Source organism: Eubacterium sp. AF19-12LB (assembly GCF_003479125.1).
In the GTDB taxonomy this organism is placed as follows: Bacteria; Bacillota; Clostridia; order Lachnospirales; family Lachnospiraceae; genus Eubacterium_U; species Eubacterium_U album.
The window spans coordinates 77,406-98,579 of sequence record NZ_QUGP01000005.1; the positions used below are offsets into that span (position 1 = coordinate 77,406).

General features: G+C 31.6%; 15 protein-coding genes. 2 read left to right on the forward strand and 13 right to left on the reverse strand.

What is annotated here, in order from left to right:
- Positions 1 to 308: 308 nt before the first annotated feature.
- The 6 genes from DWX29_RS06390 to DWX29_RS06415 form a co-directional block, all read right to left on the reverse strand.
- Entirely contained in the window at positions 309 to 3,236 is a 2,928-nt protein-coding gene (locus DWX29_RS06390) for a glycoside hydrolase family 3 N-terminal domain-containing protein (protein WP_118565431.1), read from the reverse strand.
- A 186-nt stretch (positions 3,237 to 3,422) separates the two neighbouring features.
- Positions 3,423 to 4,748, reverse strand: coding sequence for a sensor histidine kinase (locus tag DWX29_RS06395; RefSeq protein WP_118565432.1), 1,326 nt, complete (start codon positions 4,746 to 4,748; stop codon positions 3,423 to 3,425).
- Positions 4,748 to 5,458, reverse strand: a complete 711-nt coding sequence (locus DWX29_RS06400) for a LytTR family DNA-binding domain-containing protein (RefSeq protein ID WP_118565433.1) — start codon at positions 5,456 to 5,458, stop codon at positions 4,748 to 4,750. The genes DWX29_RS06395 and DWX29_RS06400 overlap by 1 nt, the downstream gene beginning before the upstream one ends.
- Positions 5,459 to 5,744: 286 nt before the next feature.
- The gene (feoB, locus tag DWX29_RS06405) at positions 5,745 to 8,255 is read right to left on the reverse strand and encodes a ferrous iron transport protein B (RefSeq protein ID WP_118565434.1); all 2,511 of its coding nucleotides are present in this window, start codon (positions 8,253 to 8,255) and stop codon (positions 5,745 to 5,747) included.
- Positions 8,256 to 8,455: 200 nt separating this feature from the next.
- Complete coding sequence (locus DWX29_RS06410) at positions 8,456 to 8,677, reverse strand: ferrous iron transport protein A (protein ID WP_022089659.1); 222 nt, start codon at positions 8,675 to 8,677, stop codon at positions 8,456 to 8,458.
- Between the two features lie 128 nt (positions 8,678 to 8,805).
- Positions 8,806 to 9,018, reverse strand: a complete 213-nt coding sequence (locus tag DWX29_RS06415) for a FeoA family protein (protein ID WP_117909598.1) — start codon at positions 9,016 to 9,018, stop codon at positions 8,806 to 8,808.
- A 219-nt stretch (positions 9,019 to 9,237) separates the two neighbouring features.
- Here DWX29_RS06415 and DWX29_RS06420 point away from each other — a divergent pair, with 219 nt between their 5' ends.
- Positions 9,238 to 9,603 carry a metal-dependent transcriptional regulator gene (locus DWX29_RS06420; protein WP_022089657.1) on the forward strand — a complete coding sequence of 122 codons (366 nt, stop codon included), beginning with the start codon at positions 9,238 to 9,240 and terminating at the stop codon, positions 9,601 to 9,603.
- A gap of 179 nt (positions 9,604 to 9,782) precedes the next feature.
- Here DWX29_RS06420 and hydF read toward each other — a convergent pair whose 3' ends face one another.
- The 7 genes from hydF to DWX29_RS06455 form a co-directional block, all read right to left on the reverse strand.
- Positions 9,783 to 11,039 carry a [FeFe] hydrogenase H-cluster maturation GTPase HydF gene (gene hydF / locus DWX29_RS06425; protein ID WP_118565435.1) on the reverse strand — a complete coding sequence of 419 codons (1,257 nt, stop codon included), beginning with the start codon at positions 11,037 to 11,039 and terminating at the stop codon, positions 9,783 to 9,785.
- Between the two features lie 27 nt (positions 11,040 to 11,066).
- Entirely contained in the window at positions 11,067 to 11,918 is an 852-nt protein-coding gene (locus DWX29_RS06430; protein ID WP_022089655.1) for a PHP domain-containing protein, read from the reverse strand.
- 33 nt (positions 11,919 to 11,951) lie between these two features.
- Positions 11,952 to 13,373, reverse strand: coding sequence for a [FeFe] hydrogenase H-cluster radical SAM maturase HydG (hydG, locus tag DWX29_RS06435; protein ID WP_118565436.1), 1,422 nt, complete (start codon positions 13,371 to 13,373; stop codon positions 11,952 to 11,954).
- Positions 13,374 to 13,478: 105 nt separating this feature from the next.
- Positions 13,479 to 16,232: a PAS domain-containing hybrid sensor histidine kinase/response regulator gene (locus DWX29_RS06440; RefSeq protein WP_118565437.1), complete on the reverse strand. Its 2,754-nt coding sequence runs from the start codon at positions 16,230 to 16,232 to the stop codon at positions 13,479 to 13,481.
- A 366-nt stretch (positions 16,233 to 16,598) separates the two neighbouring features.
- Positions 16,599 to 18,872 (reverse strand): ABC transporter permease, encoded by a 2,274-nt coding sequence (locus DWX29_RS06445; RefSeq protein WP_347497656.1) that lies wholly within the window; start codon positions 18,870 to 18,872, stop codon positions 16,599 to 16,601.
- An 8-nt stretch (positions 18,873 to 18,880) separates the two neighbouring features.
- The gene (locus DWX29_RS06450) at positions 18,881 to 19,579 is read right to left on the reverse strand and encodes an ABC transporter ATP-binding protein (RefSeq protein ID WP_118565439.1); all 699 of its coding nucleotides are present in this window, start codon (positions 19,577 to 19,579) and stop codon (positions 18,881 to 18,883) included.
- A gap of 314 nt (positions 19,580 to 19,893) precedes the next feature.
- Positions 19,894 to 20,553, reverse strand: a complete 660-nt coding sequence (locus tag DWX29_RS06455; RefSeq protein WP_118565440.1) for an HAD family phosphatase — start codon at positions 20,551 to 20,553, stop codon at positions 19,894 to 19,896.
- 230 nt (positions 20,554 to 20,783) lie between these two features.
- On the opposite strand from DWX29_RS06455, the gene DWX29_RS06460 reads away from it, so the two are divergent.
- Positions 20,784 to 20,984 (forward strand): hypothetical protein, encoded by a 201-nt coding sequence (locus DWX29_RS06460; RefSeq protein WP_118565441.1) that lies wholly within the window; start codon positions 20,784 to 20,786, stop codon positions 20,982 to 20,984.
- Positions 20,985 to 21,174: the final 190 nt, after the last annotated feature.

The following is a 21,174-nucleotide window of genomic DNA, read 5'->3' on the forward strand; positions in this document are numbered from 1 at the left end:
AATCACAGTTGTAGATATATTAGTAGAATACTTTCACTACTTATAAGCATAATTGTCAGCCGGACTAGCAGAGCACTTTCACTACTTGTAAGCATAAATACTATCTTAAACCCAGGACATTATATCTTTAAATCAGTTTGACATTAATCAGGCTGAAACTCTTTCATTGTGCATAAAAAAGATGCATCCTTACTTAAGTTTTAATCACTTAAGTAAGGATGCATTTGAGGGAGTTTTCCGGTCGTCATGCCCTACAAATAGCATGATTACCTTTAGTTATAATCTATAATTATTCTTAAACAACTATATTATTCTGCCTGTTCTACAACAACTTCTTTTCTTCTCTTGTTGAAGTTTACTATTAATAAGATTTCCCAGGCAATTAAGATAATTGCTGCGCAAACATCTACAACTTTAAGAATTGTTTCCCAACGGTTTGGCTGCTGTGACTGTTCAATTCCAAGTTCACTGTACTGACGGCTATTTGCTACAACATAGAGAATACGTTTTGCTGACTGACGTAATTTCTGCTGTGCTCCTGCTGTTTCAGTATATTTCATATCATTTGCTTCTGTTGCATAGTTTACTAACATAAGGTCTGTACCGTTACGAATTGCCTGGTCAGCGTTCATGTAACCATATACACCAAAGTAGTCAGTTTCAACAAATCCCTTGAATCCCCATTCACCACGGAGAACATCTTCTAATAATTCTGAGCATCCACCAGCCCAGCAGTTTCCAATGTAGTTGAATGATGACATAACTGCTAATGAGCCACCGTCTTTAACTGATTTTTCAAATGGCTTTAAGTAAACTTCACGGATTGCCTGTTCATTTGCCCATGTGCAAAGCATACTTGTTCTATTTGTTTCCTGATCATTTAATGCAAAGTGTTTCATATATGCATATACTCCGTGAGCCTGTGCACCCTGAATTGCGCTTGTAGCGATATCTCCTGACAATACACCATCTTCTGAATAGTATTCAAAGTTACGTCCTGCAAATGCTGTACGATGAATGTTCATAGCCGGGCCATACCAACCTGCTGTATCCATCTGATCTGCCATTGTTCCGATTGAATCACCAAATTTATTTGCTAATTCATTATTCCATGTAGCTGCAATTACTACTGCTGCAGGGAATCCTACAGAACCCTGTCCTGTAAAGTTGTTATTAATAGAAGCCGGACCATCACAGTCATTTGTTCTATATTTTCCTACTGATTTAATTGCTGCAGTCTGATATCCACCAAGAGATGTCATACTGTTCATTTCCTTAATTGTTAACTGATCCATAAATGTATCCCATTTTTCATCATCATAGTCTACACCACGCATGTCAACTAAATTAATTCCTGCATTCTTTCCTGTTGTTGGATATTCTGCATCAGGATCTTCATCTTTTTCACCTGCTTTTGCATCATAATTTGATACATTATAAAATCCTGCTTTAGCTTCATCTGACATCTCTGTACTTGTTGGAGCCTTTGTTGCTTCTTCATAGTTTGCAAATTTATCTGCTCTTGAAAGGTATGTTACATCACCTTCTGCGAAATCAAATTCGTTTGTTGCAACTGATACATCACTTTCACGTTTGTTATCTTCGCCATATGTAATTGTTTCAGGAACATTTACATTAACGCTGTCTAATACTGTATGTGAATCTGAATTTATAGATACCACATAGTCACCTTGTTCTAAAACATATGCTTTAGCTGTCTTTGAATCATAAGATGCCATATCTTCTTTATCAAATGAAACCTCAACTGTTTGAGTTGCACCCGGTTCAATTGAACCTGTCTTAGTATATGTAACTAAGTTTGCACTTGATTTTTCAATACCACCATTTGTATATGGAGGATTATAATATACTTCTACAACATCCTTACCAGCAACTGATCCTGTGTTCTTAACTTCAACTGTCAATGTTACAGTATCACCTTCTGTGCTTGAATTTACAATTTTTTGTTCAAATGTGCTGTAGCTAAGTCCGTATCCAAATGGGTACTGAACTGTCTTATCATAATCAATAAGACCTTCTGTAGCTGCTGTTTCATAGAACTTATATCCTACATAAATTCCTTCTACATAATTTACAAAAGTTGGCTGTGTTTCAGGACTGAAAGCTGTTGCATCAACCTTGAAATCACTCATATTTGTATATTCAAATTCTCCCATGTTATTCCATGTTGGAGTTTTTGTCAAATCATATACAAATGTATCAACTAATCTACCTGATGGGTTAACTTCACCTGATACGATACGTCCAAATCCGTCAAATCCTGACTGACCTGCACCTGCACACCAGTATGCACCCTTAATCTGTTTGTAATCATTAATAAATCCTAATTCAAATGGGTTTGCACCATTGTATACAACAATTACGTTGTCAAAGTTTTTACATACAAGATCAAGCATTTCTTCTTCTCTGTTTGATAACTGTAAGAAATGATCTCCTTTGTCCCAGTCTTTTCCTTCATTTACTGAATCGTCATATGTCATCGGAATATCTGCTTTGTATGTTCCGTCAGCAACTGCTGCCATATCTGTTGGAAGGTCAGCACCTTCACCACCTACACGTGAAATAACTACCATTGCTGTGTTTGAAAATTCTTTTGCATTGTTCATCATTTCATCTGTGTAAAGACTTACATTTGGCTCAGGTAATGTCCAATCACAACTCATCATTCCTACTTCAGGATGTTTATCTTCATAATCTGTGTAAAATTTTGTTAATTCCTTGTTTGTTTCGATTCCTGCGTCATTTAAACCTTTGATTAAATTAACTGTAGGATATGCATCATTTAATGCACCTGAACCTGTACCACCATAGCAAGGATTTGTTGAACCCCAGCCAAATACGTTTAACTTACCACTTGTTACAGGAAGAACGTTACCATCATTCTTTAAAAGAACTGCTCCTTCTTCCACAATTTCTGAAACTAAATCAGTAGCTTCTTCAGTTGTCTTTGCGTCGATTTTGCTAACCGGCTTTCCTGCTACTGATGTTAACAATGTGTTCATTGGTCCTGTACAAATTAAATTTGCTAACACAACAATTACCAATACCATTGCTACCAAAACCTCTCCACGAACCAAACGCTTTAAAGGTTTCTTTAATCCTTTTACTGCTACGATAGCAATTATACCGACAATAATTGCTATTACACCTACTATTAAATGTGTTGAAATACTCTGAATAACTCCTATAACGTCATCCCAGTTAATAGCTAACATCTCATTTCCTCCTTTTTCATCTGAGCGATATCCGCTGTTTCCTTGTAACTATAATTTACCACATCCTAATTTAATTTGAGTTTTCTGTCATAAACTGTCGAAAATCACTCATCAACTGCATTTTACATATACTTTTTGCACAAAAAAAGTGCACTTATATGTGCACTTTTCACATTTATTTAACAATTATTTGTTACTACAAGGAATTAATATTGTGAGTTCAAACCAATCTTTATTCATTCCTGCTTTCATGGTTCCGTCATATTTGTCAACTGTATATTGAATACTCTTAAGTCCGAATCCATGATTTCTTTTGTCAGCCTTTGAACTCTCAAATAATCTAATTCCTCTTTTATCCTCATTTGGTTTAACTTCGCAATAATTCTGAAATTGAATAAGTACAAATTTATTCTTTGCAGAAACAGTCACGTGTATAATTCTTTTTTCAATATCCTTAATCATTACTACATTTTCAATTGCATTATCAATTGCATTTCCAAATATAGTACAAATATCAGTAACATGCATAAACTCAAGTAATTTTCCATCAATAACACAGGTAAACTTAATATCATATTTCTGTCCATGCATTATCTTTCCCGCTATAATAGTATCTAATACCTTATTTCCTGTATTAGTAACACTCTCAAATCCTCTAATATCATCTTCCATTGCATCAAGCCACTCTGTTCTTTTATCGATATCCGTTTCTGCCCTAAGACCTGCAATCTGATGCTTTAAATCATGATATTTCATATTAATTAAATCTATGCTTTCCTGATAATTTCTATATTGATTGTACTGGCTCTTTAACATTGAATCCATTGTTACAATTTCTGACTCAGCCATAAGTTCACAAACTCTACTTTGATAAGCATAAAGAATTGTCATTCCTGCTAAATCAAATAATGTTCTAATGTTAAATATGTCACTTCTAAATCCACTTGAAAATGGAGTATTTTTCCAAATAAAACTTAAATTACTAAATGTAAATGCTACTGCCACTATAGCTATAACTGCAATAAATTCTTTATATGTAATTTTATTTAAATATTCAGGATTCATTAACGGCTTTTCCATAAATGCAACTAATACAAAAATTGCTGTATATATAACAACCAGCATTACTATCTTTGCAAATACAAAATGCTCAACATCAACTCTTGCATTCAGATAACAATCCAACTGCCACTGAAATGATGCTGTAAACTCAGCAATAAGAAATGCTCTCGCACATAAATATGCCGCCGTAATTGAATGCACATTTCCTACCGTATATATGAATAAATACATTAAAAATGCCGCAGACACCATACATGGAATCCACCATACTGTTGGCAAATCTCCCGTTGGAACTAACAACGCAATCTGTGCAACTAAAAATAACGTTGATAATGCAACTGTTATTTTATTATTGAACCTCTTCTTAATAAGGCAAATATAAATTACACACGCTCCCCATTCTGCTAATGCCGTATAAAATCTTGGAATATCCTGATAAATTGTTTCCATTATTCAGTCACCCCACTCATGTAATTAACTAAAGCCTCCATAAACGGCTTTTTCTTTGCTCTACTTATTAATAACTCCTCGTCATTAATAAGGCACACTCCCTCTTTTACACCATCGACGTATTTGAGATTAACAATATATCCTTTATTGCATCTGAAAAATCCATATGGCGATAATATTTCCTCCATATCTTTCATTGTACCTCTTGCAGTAAATTCGCCTTTTTTAGTTCTATATATAAGAGAATGTCCCATACTTTCAACATAATATATATCATCAATTTCCATTTTTAATACACCATCTTCTACAGGAATGGATACAAACACTTTCTTTTTATTTTGCAATCTTCCTATTGCCCTATCAAGTTTCTGTGAAAATGAAAAATATTCAACCGGTTTTACAACATAATCTAATGCATCAACTTCATATCCTCTGATTGCATATTGAGTCATATTTGTTATAAACATTATAATTACTTCGCTGTCTAATTTTCTAATCTGTTCAGCAGCTGTCATTCCGTCCATATATTTCATCTGAATGTCCATAAGAATTATATCAAAATCTCCTGAATAATTTTCCACTATCTCTGCTCCATCTGGAAATACACTTACATTAATTCTGTTTCCACTTTCCTTCTCATATCGTGATATATATTCCTTAAATTGAGATACGTATAATTTTTCATCCTCAACTATTGCAATATTAATCATTGTATCCTCCTACTCTTCGTAATTTTAAAATTAACCACTACACCCTCATAACTTTATTTTCAAATATTAAAATTCGTTATTTATAACTGTGCAACTATTGTAAAACTCCTTATAAATTATATCTTAACATACAAAAAAATTAGTGTAAACAAAACCTTAATGTCTTGTTTACACCATATATTGGAAGATAGTACGCTAAAAACAAAAAAGGACTTTACAGAATACGATTGGCATTAACCTACATATCCTGTAAAGTCCTCTGTATAAATATTTTATTATGTTTAAATTAGTTTTTTGCTAATTTTTTAGAGTCAATTTTTAAAGATGTACTTTCCTTGTATGGTCTGAATAATAAGTATCCAAATCCGATTACAAGTAAGATTGCCACTACTGTTCCAACTCCAAATGTTCCTGCTGTAAATAATGTACCTAACTGGTAAATACATAATGCAACTACATATCCAAGAATTGTCTGGTATCCAATTGCAAAGAAGAACCATTTTTTGTTGTTCATCTCTCTCTTAATAGCACCCATAGCTGCGAAACATGGTGCGCAAAGAAGGTTAAATACTAAGAAACCATAAGCAGCGATTGGTGTCATAATCTGTGCAAGATTTCCCCAGATTTCTGTACCATCTTCTGCAACTTCTGCAAAACCGAATAACATACCAAATGTTGCTACTACATTTTCTTTTGCAATTAAACCTGAAATAGCTGCTACAGCCATCTTCCATCCTTCACCTGCTTTTGTCCATCCAAGTGGTGTGAAGATAGGGGCGATTACACTACCAATTGAAGCAAGAATACTGTCGTTTAACTGTTCTGCTTCTAACATTCCAAATTTTCCATCTACCCAACCAAAGCTCATTAAGAACCAAAGTACGATTGTTGAAAGAAGAATAATTGTTCCTGCCTTCTTAATGAATGACCATCCTCTTTCCCACATACTTCTAAGTACGTTGCTAACTGTTGGCCAGTGATATGCAGGAAGTTCCATTACGAATGGAGCAGGATCTCCTGCAAACATTTTTGTTTTCTTTAAAATAATACCTGAGCAGATAATTGCTGCAATACCAACAAAGTATGCACTTGTTGCTACCCAGCCTGCATTACCAAAGAATGCACCTGCGATTAAAGCTATAATAGGAAGTTTTGCTCCACAAGGAACAAATGTTGTTGTCATAATTGTCATCTTACGGTCACGGTCATTTTCAATTGTTCTTGATGCCATAATACCCGGAACACCACATCCACTACCAATTAACATTGGAATGAATGATTTTCCTGAAAGACCGAATTTTCTAAAGATTCTGTCCATGATAAACGCAACTCTTGCCATATATCCACAGCTTTCAAGGAAAGCTAAGAAAATAAATAATACAAGCATCTGTGGTACGAAACCAAGTACAGCACCAACACCGGCTACAATACCATCAAGGATTAATCCCTGCAACCAGCCTGCACAGTTAATAGCTTCAAGTGCATTTCCAATAATCACAGGAACACCTGGTACCCAAACTCCATAATCTGCAGGATCAGGTTCTTCAGCTTCTGTTGCTGTCTTAAATTCATTAACTGTTACGTCAAACTTGTCTGTTACTTTTCCATCTTCATCTTCAAGTTCTGCTTTTGCAGTAATGTCTGATACTCCGGCTTCAGCAACAAATGCGTCAACTGCTGCTGTCTTATCAGCTTCACTTGCTTCTTCGTTCCCAAGAACTTCTTCGATATTATCTGTGCTGATTCCTTTGTCCTTAGCTGCTTCAATAAAAGCATCAACTGCTGCTGTCTGCTTTTCATAATCGCCTGATGCATCTTCATAAGAACTTGTTCCTATGCCAAACAAATGCCATCCGTCACCAAATACACCATCGTTAGCCCAATCAGTAGCCCATGTACCAACTGTTGTTACTGATACAAAGTAAACAACAAACATTACTACTGCAAAAATTGGAAGTGCAGCCCATCTGTTAGTTACCACTTTATCAATTTTATCTGATACTGATAATTCTTTCTTTGAAGACTTCTTAATACATTCTCCGATAATAGAAGAAATATATGTATATCTTTCATTTGTAATAATACTTTCTGTATCATCATCAAATTCTTTTTCAAGCTTTGCTATTTCATTTGATACATCAGGAATTTCTGTCATCATTTCACTAATCTTATCATCTTTTTCAAGAAGCTTTATTGCAAAGAATCTCTTCTGTTCAGGAGCAACACCACTTCCAAGAAGGTTTTCTACATCTTTAATTACATTTTCAACATCTAATGTAAACTCATGAACTGCTATTGAAGCCTGTTTTTTGTTAGCTAAAGCAACTGCTTTTTTTACAAGTGTATCAATTCCTTTTCCTTTAAGAGCTGAAATTTCCACTACTTCGCATCCAAGTTTCTGGCTTAATTTTTCGATGTTAACTTTGTCACCGTTTTTCTCTAATACGTCAACCATGTTAACAGCCATGATTACAGGAATACCAAGTTCCATAATCTGAGTTGAAAGATATAAGTTTCTTTCAATGTTTGTACCATCAACAATATTAATTATTGCATCCGGCTTTTCTGTTATAAGATAATTTCTTGCAACCACTTCTTCTAGCGTATATGGAGATAAAGAGTAAATACCTGGTAAATCGACCAATGTAGCTTCCTTATTTCCCTTGATTTTACCCTCTTTCTTTTCAACTGTAACGCCTGGCCAGTTTCCAACAAACTGATTAGAACCTGTCAAAGCATTAAACAAAGTTGTTTTTCCGCAGTTAGGGTTACCTGCTAAAGCAATTTTAATTGACATTTTTTTCTCCTTTTTTTACTATCTTTTTCAAATGTGTAATAATATGCTATTTTGTCATTAGTAAGTTAACTCAAAATTTCAAACGCAAGTTTTATCATTCTGACCGCAATTCTTCATTGCTTACCTTTATTGCATATCGCTCACTTTCATTATGTTGTACTTACTTTTATTAGTCATTTCTAACTTGTAGGTAAAAAAAATTATTCTACCTCAATCATTTCTGCATCTGCTTTTCTAAGAGATAATTCATATCCTCTTACAGTTACTTCAATCGGGTCTCCTAAAGGTGCTACTTTTCTTACATATACTTCAACACCTTTTGTTATGCCCATATCCATAATTCTTCTTTTAACCGGGCCATCTCCAGTAAGTTTCTTAACTTTCACAGTCTTTCCAACTGCAACTTCCTTTAATGTACTCATTGCTATCCTTCTTTCATATTTCTTTTTATATGTAAAATTATGATTGTGCACTCTTAAATACCTGCACAACAAAAAAGATTTAATAATATTTAATCAAATAAATAAAACTTTAATTTTCTTTATTAAATCTAAACCATAATTTTATTAGCCATATCTTTTCCTATTGCAACACGTGAATCTTTTACGTTAACAATCATGTTTCCACCCATCTGTGAAACAACTGTAACAGTTCCACCTACTACAAATCCTAAGTTTTCCAAAAACCTTCTTGTTTCTTCCTTACCGCCAACTTTTTTGATAACCGTTGGTTCTCCTTCATTTATCATAGTTAATGGCATCATGTTTCCTTCTTTCTTCTTAAGTAAAGATAAACCTTATTTTTCAACAGTTAGTATATGCTAACGCAAATTAGATGTCAATAATTATTTTACTAAAATTTCAATTTTTTTCTATTTTTTATAAAAATACCTTCGTATTTTTATTCAATATAATTTGAGTAATATTCCACTTTGTGATACAATAACAAAAGACAATACGAGAAATACAAGGAGGTTTTCAACATGATTATTAATGAATCGGCAGAAAATTATTTAGAGACTATTCTTGTTCTTAGCAAAAAACTTCCCGTTGTTCGTTCCGTAGATATTTCCAACGAATTAGGTTTTAAGAAATCAAGCGTCAGCATTGCTATGAAAAACCTTAGAGAGAAAGGTCATATCACTGTTACTGACGCCGGATACATTTATCTTACAGAATCTGGAAAACAGATTGCAGACATGATATATGAAAGACATGAACTCTTATCATCATGGTTAGTACGTTTAGGAGTTCCTGAAGAAATTGCTACAGAAGATGCATGTAGAATTGAGCATGTGATTAGCAAGGAAAGCTTTGCGGCTATAAAGAATCATGTAAAATCACACTAATTATTTTAAACATTTATTATAGTCTTTAATGAGTAAAACCCACATCATTTTCCATTGATGTGGGTTTTACTCATTTATCATATGTGTAGTAAATAACCTAAAACACTACATATAATATTATTTTGGTTATTTGCAGCCTGGTTATAAACTTGTTTTACCCCATTTCTGACAACGAGCCATTATTTTCGTTTATTAGTATTAAATACTTCTATACTTCTTTCAAGAATTCCATTCATATACGCTATCAATGTACCATAATTTGTCATTGGAATTTTATTATCGTTTGCACACTTTAATCTATATTTCATTTCCTTTTCATTTAATGTGCATCCGCCACAATGAATAATTAATTTGTACTCTGACAAATCTGTCGGAAATTCTGTTCCACTTGTAAAATGCAGTTTTAAATCTTTTCCTGTGTATTTTTTTATCCAATTAGGTAGCTTAACCGTTCCTATATCATCACATTGTCTATGATGAGTGCAACCTTCTGAAATCAAAATTCTGTCTCCATCATTTAAATTTTCGATAGTAGCTGCACCTTCTACCTGTGTCTTAAGATTTCCTTTATGCCTTGCCATTAATATTGAAAAAGAAGTTAAAAGCATATCATTAGGTGTATCTTTTGCTACCTGTTTGAATACCTGACTGTCTGTAATAATTAATTTCGGTTTTTGTACTAATTTATCTAAAGTAGCAACAAGTTTATCCGGCTGAATCACAATCGTAATTGTCCCAACTTCTAATAATTCTCTTATAGTCTGCTGCTGCGGTAATATAAGTCTGCTCTTAGGTGCTGCTGAATCTATTGGTGTCACTAAAATAACAATATCTCCTTCATCAACTAAATCTCTGACTATCGGATATTCAAATTCTTTTTCCGGCTTTAACGTAGCTATCTTTTCTTTTAATTCATATATATTCTTATTTGCTTTAGCACTTATTCCAATTATTTTATTTTCAGGCACTATTTCTAATAAATTTTTATAAACTTGATTTTCTTTTAAATCTGTTATAATTAAATCTATTTTATTTAAAACAACAATATAAGAAATTTTTCGTTTTTTTATTTCATTTATAAGAGAAATGTCATCGTCTAAAATTTTATGAGACATATCATTATTATTCTTTTCATTTAAATCAATAACTATAACAGCTATATCCGTCTTATTTAACATCTGATAAGTTTTCTGAACTCTTAATTTGCCAAGTTCTCCTTCATCATCAATTCCCGGAGTATCTATTACTACAACAGGCCCTAGAGGTAAAAGTTCCATTGCTTTTAATACCGGGTCAGTTGTTGTACCACAAACATCTGATACAATCGATAATTTCTGACCTGTAATTGCATTAATTACACTGGATTTACCTGCATTTCGCTTTCCAAATATTCCTATATGAATTCGTTCACCTCTAGTTGTTTCGTTCAAGCCCATTATTTTCTCCATTATTTCTTTTAACTGTTAATTATTGTTATCTTTTCCTTTATATTCTGTTTTATCTTTATTTCCTTTTTTATCATTATCAATTATATCTATTCTTTCAATATAACCTTTTTTAAGTTTTCCATTACGCTGGATTCCACGACTCCAACCTCCAAATTTATTATAAATCCAAAATAAATATGTTGTTATTATCTTGGCTTTTCCTAATTTACCTCTTGAAGTATTTTCATATATTTTTCCACCACATTCAGTCTTATTTCTGTGTTTTATATACTCAATCAACTGACTTTCTTTTCTTATTTCATCAGGAATTACTGTGTATGCATATCCTATGCTCTCCGTCTTATGTGAATCACTTCCTGCTGTTCCTGTCAAATTATATTTTTCAGCCATTTCTAACGCTTTATCATTTGCCATTTTAGATTCGCAGGCATTAAACACTTCAATAAAATCAAATTCAGATAAAATGTCCGGATTTCTTTTATAAGCTTTTGAATTCATAAAGCTCATAAACTTTTCACCAAATGGATGCGCAGGTCCTAATATTCCTCCATAATTATGAACTATTGGAATAAGCAACTGTACCGGCATTCCTCTAAGTTCCATAAGCCTTAATTTAAGATTCTCCGGCATAATTACAATGATATGTCCTGCATCTAATGTATCATACTCTATTCCCTTAAATACTACAAAGTCCTTGTCAACATTTTTTATATTATGTTTCCAATATCTATACCCATCATAAGAATCATGATCTGTTACTAACATTCCCCCATAACCCTGAGATTTTAATATATTTATATACTCACTAATTGGGACTTTTCCATCTAGTGATCCCTCTTTTGTATGACAATGCATATCTATTTTCATATAAACCTCCTAGAGAGGATTTTAACGTTTGTTTTAAAATCTAAAGTCTCTTTTGTTATTATCTTTTATTAATTTTAAATTTTTTATTACAATATTCTTTACTTTTTCATTAGGAATATTTTCAATTTCTTTATGAATTAAATTTTCGCCTATTTCTTTTGTTTCAGATGAAGCATAATCCATTAAATACTCCTGTAAAGTCATTAATGCATTTGGTAGACAACAGTTCTGTATTTGACCACTTTTACATAAAGACATAAATCTGTCACCTGTTCTGCCTTCTCTATAACAGGCTGTACAAAAACTTGGTATATAATCCATTTTCATAAGCCAGTTAACCACTTCATCAAGACTTCTTGTATCAGTTACATCGAACTGCCTTGAATTTTCTTCTTCAGATTCTGCTTCAAAATATCCGCCCACACTTGTTCTTGAGCCACCACTAATCTGAGAAATTCCAAGATGTAATACTCTTTCTCTTGTCTTCTGACTTTCCCTTGTAGATACAATCATTCCTGTATATGGAACTGCAATTCTTATACATGCAACAATCTTTGCAAAAATATCGTCACTTATTCCATTTGAAAATGATGACTTATCTATATCATCTGCATCGCAAATTCTAGGTACACTTATAGTATGTGGTCCAACTCCAAAGACAGCTTCTAAATGTTCAGCATGCATTAATAATCCTGCAAATTCATATCTGTACTTATCAAGTCCAAATAATACACCAAGACCTACATCATCAATTCCACCTTCCATTGCTCTGTCCATTGCTTCTGTATGATAATTATAATCACTCTTTGGTCCTGTCGGATGTAATTTCTTATAGCTTTCCTTATGATAAGTCTCCTGAAAAAGTATATAAGTTCCAATTCCTGCTTCCTTTAATAATCTGTAATTTTCAACAGTCGTCGCAGCAATATTAATGTTTACACGTCTGATAGCTCCATTTTTGTGTTTTATACTGTATATTGTTTTAATGCACTCAAGATAATAGTCCATTGTATTATTAACAGGATCTTCTCCTGCCTCTAGTGCTAATCTTTTATGTCCCATATCCTGAAGAGCTATTACTTCTTTTTTAATCTCTTCCTGTGTAAGTTTTTTTCTGGCAATATGCTTATTCTTAGCATGATAAGGACAGTATACACATCCGTTAACACAATAATTCGACAGATAAAGTGGAGCAAACATTACGATTCGATTTCCATAAAAGTCTTTTTTTATCTGTTCAGCAAGTTTAAACATTTCATTGTTTTTATTTTCATCTTTACATGCTAATAATACGGACGCTTCCCTGTGGGATAGTCCTTTTCTTAATTTGGCTTTTTCAAGAATCGAATCAATAAGTTTTATATTATTTTTATTTTCATCTGCATATTTAATTGTATCTAGAATTTCTTCATGATTAATAAAATCATCTGCCGATTTTGATGTTATATCATACACTTTTATGTCCTTCTTTCCTGTAATTATACATCTTTCTTTTGTTTATTCATCATTTTGACGATTAAATTTATAAAATATTAATAATTTACATTACATATTCTATATCTATTTTTTTAATTTACTTTTAGCAATTTCTTCTAAAACCTTTTCCATTTCTATTGGTTTTGTTAAATGAGCATTCATTCCTGCATCAATACTCGCCTTTATATCACTTTCAAACGCATTTGCCGACATTGCAATTATTCGTATTGTTTTTGCATCGGCTTTATTCAATTTTCTAATTGTTCTTGTAGCCTCAAGACCGTCCATTACAGGCATTTGAATATCCATTAAAATTGCATCATAATATCCCAAATCAGATTTTTCAAATGCCTCAACTGCTTCTTTTCCCTCAACTGCAGTTTCCACAATTATTTTCTCTCTTTCTAAAAGAGTCTGTGCAATTTCTCTGTTAATTTCATTATCTTCTACAAGTAACACTCTCATTCCCGAAACATTACTATTTTCCAACTGATTTTCATCATCTTCATTATATTTGTAACTATATTCTGTCTCAATTATAAATGTTGTTCCCTTACCAAGTTCACTTTCTATTTTCATGGTAAATCCCATCGCATCTACAATTTTTTTAACAATATATAGTCCTAGTCCCGTGCCTATAAGTTCTGATGAAAATTCATTTCTCTCCTGCATAAAAGGCTCGCCTATTTTCTGTACAAATTCTTTGCTCATACCACAGCCTGTATCACTGATTACTATTCTTTCCTTTGCAGTCTTATCATCTACATTAATGTTTTCTATTTTCCAGGTTATCTTTCCACCCGGTTTAGTAAATTTATAAGCATTGTTTAAAAGATTAATAATCATCTGCTGTACACGCATTTTATCAATGTAACATAAAACTTCTTTATCTTTTTCTTTTTTGATAAAATTAGGATAAATAAATTCTATATTTTTTTCTTTCATTAATGGACTCATCATTGAAACAATAGGTTTAACAACGTTATACATACTGCACCATTCCGTATAAAGTTCAAATTTGTCATTTTCAATACGGCTTACATCTAATATATCGTTAATAAGTCCTAACAGATATTTACCTGACTCATTAATCTGGTCTATTTCTTTTGCTATAACTTCTCTTTTATCAACATCATCTTTAGCAATTTCGCACATTCCAATAATAGCATTCATAGGTGTTCTTATTTCATGACTCATTCGTGCCAAAAACTCGCTTTTAGCTTTAGCTGCCTGTTTTGCCTCTTCTAGCGCTTTTGCTAATCTCTCGCTATTTTTTCTTTCTTTTTCATAAATATCCGTAACATCTGTTACCATGAATAAAATTTCATTTTTATTTACGGCAGAATCTAAATATTGAAAATGAATTTTCTTTCTTCGTACTCCTTTTTCAATGTTAGATGTTATATTATGATAAAAATAATAATTGTCATTTTTTTTCAATTGCTTTTTAATATTATCTAACGCATATTCTTTTCTTGCCGTTTCGCGTTCTTCTTCTCCAATATTATTATTTATAAATGTATCTATTTCATCTGCAAAAAGATTCTTCTTGCGTATTTTCATTTCGTCATATGTGTTTCTATAATTAAAAATCATACTTTGGCCATTGATTGTATTTATCAAACCTATACAATCATATTCCGTATGTATACACTTATCCATTATTGATTTTATAGTATGCTTTTCAGTCACATCCTGTATATACACAAATTCCATAATTTCAGAAGTAATGGGATTGCTTAAAATTTTAGCAACAATCTTAACCCATTTAATCTCTCCATCTTTCATTACAATCTGAACTTCAGAGTCAATATTTTCTTTTCCATTATGGTATTGCATTATAATGCTTCCGGCTGAAAATTTATTTCTTATTTCTTTTTTTACTTCATCAGATAAAATTAATCCGATAAAATATTCAACAGCAGCTTCACATGATGTGTTTTCATTTACAACATCATCTGTCGAATTAGCATAATTGTTTTTAAAGTTACTTCTTTCAATTCTGTTTTTAGTAAGATTTATCTGATATGAAGCAATTATATCCTGTGACATTTCCTCTCTTGTTTTAAGTTCTGCCTGATATATTTCTAATTTTTTTTGTTGCTTTAATATGCTTTCAGTTTCATCAACAAAATATACCATGTATGCATCAATATCATTCCATAAATAGCTTTTTGTACCCAGACTATAATATCTGTTATTTCTTTTAATATGTATCTGTCTGTAAGCCTGAGAAGTTAATTCATTTATTTCTTTCTCGCTAAATATTATTCTCTCAGCCGGTATTAATTCATACACACTCTTTCCAATTACATTTATATCCTGAGGGATATTTTCTATTTTCTTCCACTCAGCATTTGCATATAATATTCGTCTTTCCTTTTTCTCTGCTACATATGTTGCAACCGGAGATTCATCTGATAATTTTATATACAAATCTAATTCATCTGACAACTTTGTACATGCACAATAAAAAACAGGACATCCATCCTCTTCTCTAATCTTTGAAGCGACCAAATTAATCCACTGAACATTTCCCGTGGCTGTATAATATCTATATCTTTCATCTACTTCATTATCACTTTGTATTTTGCATAAAATACTCGTCAAAAACTTTTTTCTATCTGCCTCATATATAATATCTATAACATTTACCCCACCATCAAGATAACGTTGTAATTCATCATGCGTTCTTCCTGATAATTTTGCAAATGCCTCATTAAAATAGAGACATTCTATATTGTTTTCAACTACTTTTACAATTATTATTCCACCTGGAATTGAATTTAACAGTGTTTCATTAATAATTGATTTTTCCTGTTCAATATTTTGTTTCATATAATTTCCTCGTTATATAACTCTTTCCGAACTGTGCCTTTTTATTATTATACGACTGATTCTTTTTTCTTTCAATGACAGGTGATATTTTGCGATATGATTTTTAAATACAAAAACTTATACTTTCATAATTTTATAAATAAAAATACCCACAGATTAATTCTTAATTGTGAGGGTTTGTGATATTAACTAAAGGCATTTGTCACCGCTGGTTCAAATTGACAGCGGATTTTGCCTAGAACCAAAGGTTCTAACAACAAAATATAGCTGGAGATTTAGAACTGCTGCGAGTGACAAGCAGCGCAAGCGTTATTTAGTTAATATCACAAACCCTCACAAAACCGGAATACATCTGTGGGTATCTTGTTATTCTACATTTTTCAATGCATCTGTCATAGGTATTTTCTTAATTTTTCTAAATTCGAGGAACGAAACTAATATATATGCCATCATGCCAAGAATAAACATTTCGACATATACAACAGGATCCATTTTCAGTATAATCCATCCTTTCATATCCATCATCATTGGTCTGTAAATCAAATCTTTTATAATCCATACTACAACCGGAATGCTTAATGCTACGCATGCGATTACAACCCATGTCGTTGCAGTCAGATAAAGTTTTCTTATTTCATTATTATCATATCCTAAAATTTTTACCATAGAAATCGATAAACTATTCTTTTCTATAACAAGCTTAATTAAAAGATACATTACAAGCATTGATAAAATAACTGATACAATGTTTACCATATTCATCATGCTACCCATAGATACATCCATCTGTCTTGCCATTTTAGTTAAATCATCCTGAGTAATAACAGAATAAATGTACTCCTGGTCAATATCTTTTATTTTTACATTTGAAAAATATCCTGTAAATTCATTGTCTTTTACATTGAACTCTTTGCAAAAATCCTTTTCATTCATAAATATCGTAAGTCCAATAGGATATTCATAAACTCCACCAATTTCAAAAGTATGTTTTTTAGTTCCATAGCTTTCTTTTAAAGTAAATTTATCACCTTTTTTCAATCTGTACTTATCTGCAAATACATCTGAAACATAAACCTTTCCACTCTCAAAATCCATTGATAAATATTTACTGTCATCTGATATTCCATATACTGATATATCGTCTTTTTCCCCATTATCACCTGTTTTTTCAACTGTGCTCATAAAATATTTTTCTACATCTTTTGTTTCTGTTTCAAGAGGTGCTTTCAATACATACTGATACTTTGCAGCCATATGTTCAATTATGCTGTCATTGTACGAATCAAGCAAAGCCGGAAGCATTAATCCAAATAAAAGCAATAAATTTGCAAATACGATTCCAACAAATAAAGTCAGATAATTATATCTGTTCTGAATAATAACCCTAATTCTGAAACGGTTAAAGAACTTAAAATGTGGTAATCTTATGGCTTTCTTTTTCTTTGAAGTTGATAAATCATTTCTTATGAACTTCATTGGTGAAAGTCTGAGTTTCTTTCTTATAAACACATAGTTTACAACAAGCATTATTATAAACGGAACAAGTGTTGTAAGCACAAATGCTTCTGCACTCCATACCGTTGTATATGTTGGAAGACTATAACTTCCATAATACATTCCGACACATACATATTTAAATACCGTATATCCAAGTATATTTCCTATTATAGCTGAAATAATCGTAACTATTAATGGAATTTCCATATAATGAGCTGTTATTTCTCTTTTTGAATATCCTGACGCTCTAAGAGTTCCTATTATCGTTGCTTCTTTATTAATTGTATTTGTTATTGTTACTGCAAATATAAATGCAATTATTACAATTAGAATGTATAGTAAAGCAATCATCATTCCTCTGTCACTTCCTACATCATCACCTGTAAAATTAATTGCATTGTTTGTATATCTTGGAATGAAATTTTTCACAATTCCTTTAGAAGCTATAACTTCTAATAACTTATCTGATACCTTCTTTTCTTTTTTCTCTGTGGAAGGCTCTTTATCATATTTCCATGAATAACTGTAAAATTTGTGTTCATCTCCGAACTGATTGTATCCATCATCTGTCATTATTGCGACACCAAATTTTACTGCATCAAACATTAAGTCTCCATTATTTGAGAATAATGCACTATAATCTGATAAAGCTACAAAACCTGTGACTTTTAATTTCTTATCCGAAACTTTAATGTAATCACCAACTTCAACATCGTTATTATTTGCATACATTCTGTCTATGGCAATTTCATCTTTATTATCCGGCTTTTTACCTTCCATAAGGCATACTTTATTAACTTTCTTTCTGTCTTTAAATATTCTAAGTGTACTGTCATATTTATCATTTAAATTTGTATCAGTATCTTCTTCTATGTAATAATTATTATATATGGAAATTTTTTCTTGATTTTCTATTTCATTTATCGCCTCATCACTTAATGGAGACAACATTTCAAAATTACCATTTTCAATGTTGTATACTTTAAAGCTTTCATCATATGTTTTGCTGATGCTCTTTGCCGCAACAAGGAATCCTGAAATGAACCCAATTGAGCCTATAAGAAGTAGAAAAATAACCACATATTTTCCAAATTCGCTTTTTAACTGTCTTGGAAGTCTTTTATGTAACGGATTTTTCATCATACAACCTCCTACCACTCTAATTCCATAGCAGGAATTTTTTCTTCATTAACGTAATCTTTTCTGATTTGTCCGTCTCTCAATTTTATAACCCTGTCTGCCATATTTTTTATTGCGTCGTTATGTGTAACCATAATTACCGTATTACCATATTTATGATTAACATCCTCAATCAGCTTTAGTATTTCTTTAGAAGTATTATAATCAAGCGCTCCTGTAGGTTCATCGCAAAGTAAAATACTTGGATTTTTTACAATTGCTCTTCCAATTGATGTTCTCTGCTGCTGACCTCCTGACAACTGATTTGGCAATTTATGTCTATGTTCATAAAGGCCTAACGTTTTCAGCAAATCATCTATGTCTAATGGATTATCACTCAAATATGCTCCTACTTCTATGTTCTCTTTTACATTCAAATTCGGTATAAGATTATACATTTGAAATACATATCCTAAGTGCTTTCTTCTGTATTGTGTAAGAGATTTTTCATTCATGTCCTGAATAACCTCTCCATTAACTGTTATAGTTCCACTATCTGCCTCATCTATTCCGCCAATAATATTTAGAAGCGTAGATTTTCCTGAACCTGAAGGTCCTAACAGTACACAAATATCACCTTTTTGTGCTGAAAAATCGATTCCTTTTAACACTTCTGTCTTATTTTTATCATCCCCAAAACTCTTCTTTATGTCCTTGATTTCTAAAAACATATTTACTCCTCTCTGCTTTTTATTACTCTTTTGTATTGCTCTTCTCTAACTTTAGTTAGTTGCTTCTATCTTATATTAATGATTATACATTCTTTTTTATAGAAATCAAGAAAAACTCCCACATATAGGTTTTAAATTGTGCAGATTTGAGGTATTAACTTAATAACGCACGAAGTTGCAAATGCACTTAAGTTAATATCTCTAGCACACAAAAAATCCATATGTGGGAGTTGTATTTTATTATTATCGTAAATAATTATACATCATCTATATATATTATTGTTATTTAGCTTATAAGTTTATGTTCATATGCTTTACAAATTCATATCAGCAATTAACTGTTTTACCTGTGTCCAATCTTTAATATAGATTGTAGATACAGATTTAACCTTTTCCTGTTGTGATTTGCTAGAATCATCATATATTCCAACTGTATTAATTCCATTGTTATAAGCTGTATTCAATGAATAAAATGCATCATCTATAAGCCATGTCCCTTCTTTGTTACTATTCATTTCCTCTATTGCTTTTTCAAATATAAGTGGGTTGTCCTTTCCTTTTCCAACCTCTGATGTTGTAAATATCTTTTTAAAATATTTTTCCAAGCCTAATCTCTTAAATGCTGCTTCAATCATTGGCCTGTCTGTGGATGTTGCAACTGTCATTGGAATTTTATTTTCATACAAATACTCTATAAATTCCAAGACTCCATCCTTTGGCATTGCTTCTTTTTCATAAAATTCATATACAACACTATTTATTCCATCAATAATTTCCTGTATAGTTTTATCTAATTTATATGTTTCTTTTATATATTTTGCACCTTCAGTCATCGTTAAATCAAATAAAACCTCTGCAATATTTTCTTTTTCCTCAATTCCAAACTGATCCAAATATATTTTTCCTGCATCCATCCAGATTTTCATTGAATCTAAAATTGTTCCGTCTACATCAAATATTATTCCCTTATTCATAATTTTCTACTCCTCTTCTAATATGTATTTTCTTTTTCAATCGGATTAACCACCTAAAATATTTATTATAAAAAATTAACCTTACTCATTTTATTTTTATCTGTTATTACACAATAAATTTTAATTAAATTTAGATTATTTTTCAACACCGACTGCCATTTAAAGTTCATTTTAGTTTTGCATTCTATTATATGTACAACAATTAAAATATTAAAAGGAGGATTTGTTATATGAAACAATCAGACAAATTAATTTTATCAACAATATTATCATTAAATATAGTTTCTTTGGGAATTGGATGTATTAATCTAAAATCAGTTTATGCTGATACTACTGGGACTGAAACTTCTATTGTTTTATCAGATGACGGAACTACTGTAAATGGTAAAAAGATTTATGGCAAATGGTCTAAAATCAAGAAAGTTGCTTAATCAAATAAAAACGGAGTTGGATTTTTCCAATTCCGTTTTTTATTTGAAGTAAATTTTTATAATATAATTCGCTATACATTTAAGGTTCCAAGCTTTCTATTATAAGAACTAATTGGCGCCAATGTATTTGCTGAACTCGTTGGAACTTGGTTCTAATAATTTCTGCTGCAACAATCCCAATTGCAAAAAA

Bases quoted from the DNA above. Each gene is read 5' to 3' on its own strand.
- DWX29_RS06415 (WP_117909598.1), bottom strand. From the start codon at position 9,018: ATGATGCCATTAACTATGATAAATGAAGGAGAACCAACGGTTATCAAA.
- DWX29_RS06445 (WP_347497656.1), bottom strand. From the start codon at position 18,872: ATGATGAAAAATCCGTTACATAAAAGACTTCCAAGACAGTTAAAAAGC.
- DWX29_RS06410 (WP_022089659.1), bottom strand. From the start codon at position 8,677: ATGAGTACATTAAAGGAAGTTGCAGTTGGAAAGACTGTGAAAGTTAAG.
- DWX29_RS06460 (WP_118565441.1), top strand. From the start codon at position 20,784: ATGAAACAATCAGACAAATTAATTTTATCAACAATATTATCATTAAAT.
- DWX29_RS06455 (WP_118565440.1), bottom strand. From the start codon at position 20,553: ATGAATAAGGGAATAATATTTGATGTAGACGGAACAATTTTAGATTCA.
- DWX29_RS06420 (WP_022089657.1), top strand. From the start codon at position 9,238: ATGATTATTAATGAATCGGCAGAAAATTATTTAGAGACTATTCTTGTT.
- DWX29_RS06390 (WP_118565431.1), bottom strand. From the start codon at position 3,236: ATGTTAGCTATTAACTGGGATGACGTTATAGGAGTTATTCAGAGTATT.
- DWX29_RS06450 (WP_118565439.1), bottom strand. From the start codon at position 19,579: ATGTTTTTAGAAATCAAGGACATAAAGAAGAGTTTTGGGGATGATAAA.
- DWX29_RS06440 (WP_118565437.1), bottom strand. From the start codon at position 16,232: ATGAAACAAAATATTGAACAGGAAAAATCAATTATTAATGAAACACTG.
- feoB (WP_118565434.1), bottom strand. From the start codon at position 8,255: ATGTCAATTAAAATTGCTTTAGCAGGTAACCCTAACTGCGGAAAAACA.
- DWX29_RS06400 (WP_118565433.1), bottom strand. From the start codon at position 5,458: ATGATTAATATTGCAATAGTTGAGGATGAAAAATTATACGTATCTCAA.
- DWX29_RS06430 (WP_022089655.1), bottom strand. From the start codon at position 11,918: ATGAAAATAGATATGCATTGTCATACAAAAGAGGGATCACTAGATGGA.
- hydF (WP_118565435.1), bottom strand. From the start codon at position 11,039: ATGGGCTTGAACGAAACAACTAGAGGTGAACGAATTCATATAGGAATA.
- DWX29_RS06395 (WP_118565432.1), bottom strand. From the start codon at position 4,748: ATGGAAACAATTTATCAGGATATTCCAAGATTTTATACGGCATTAGCA.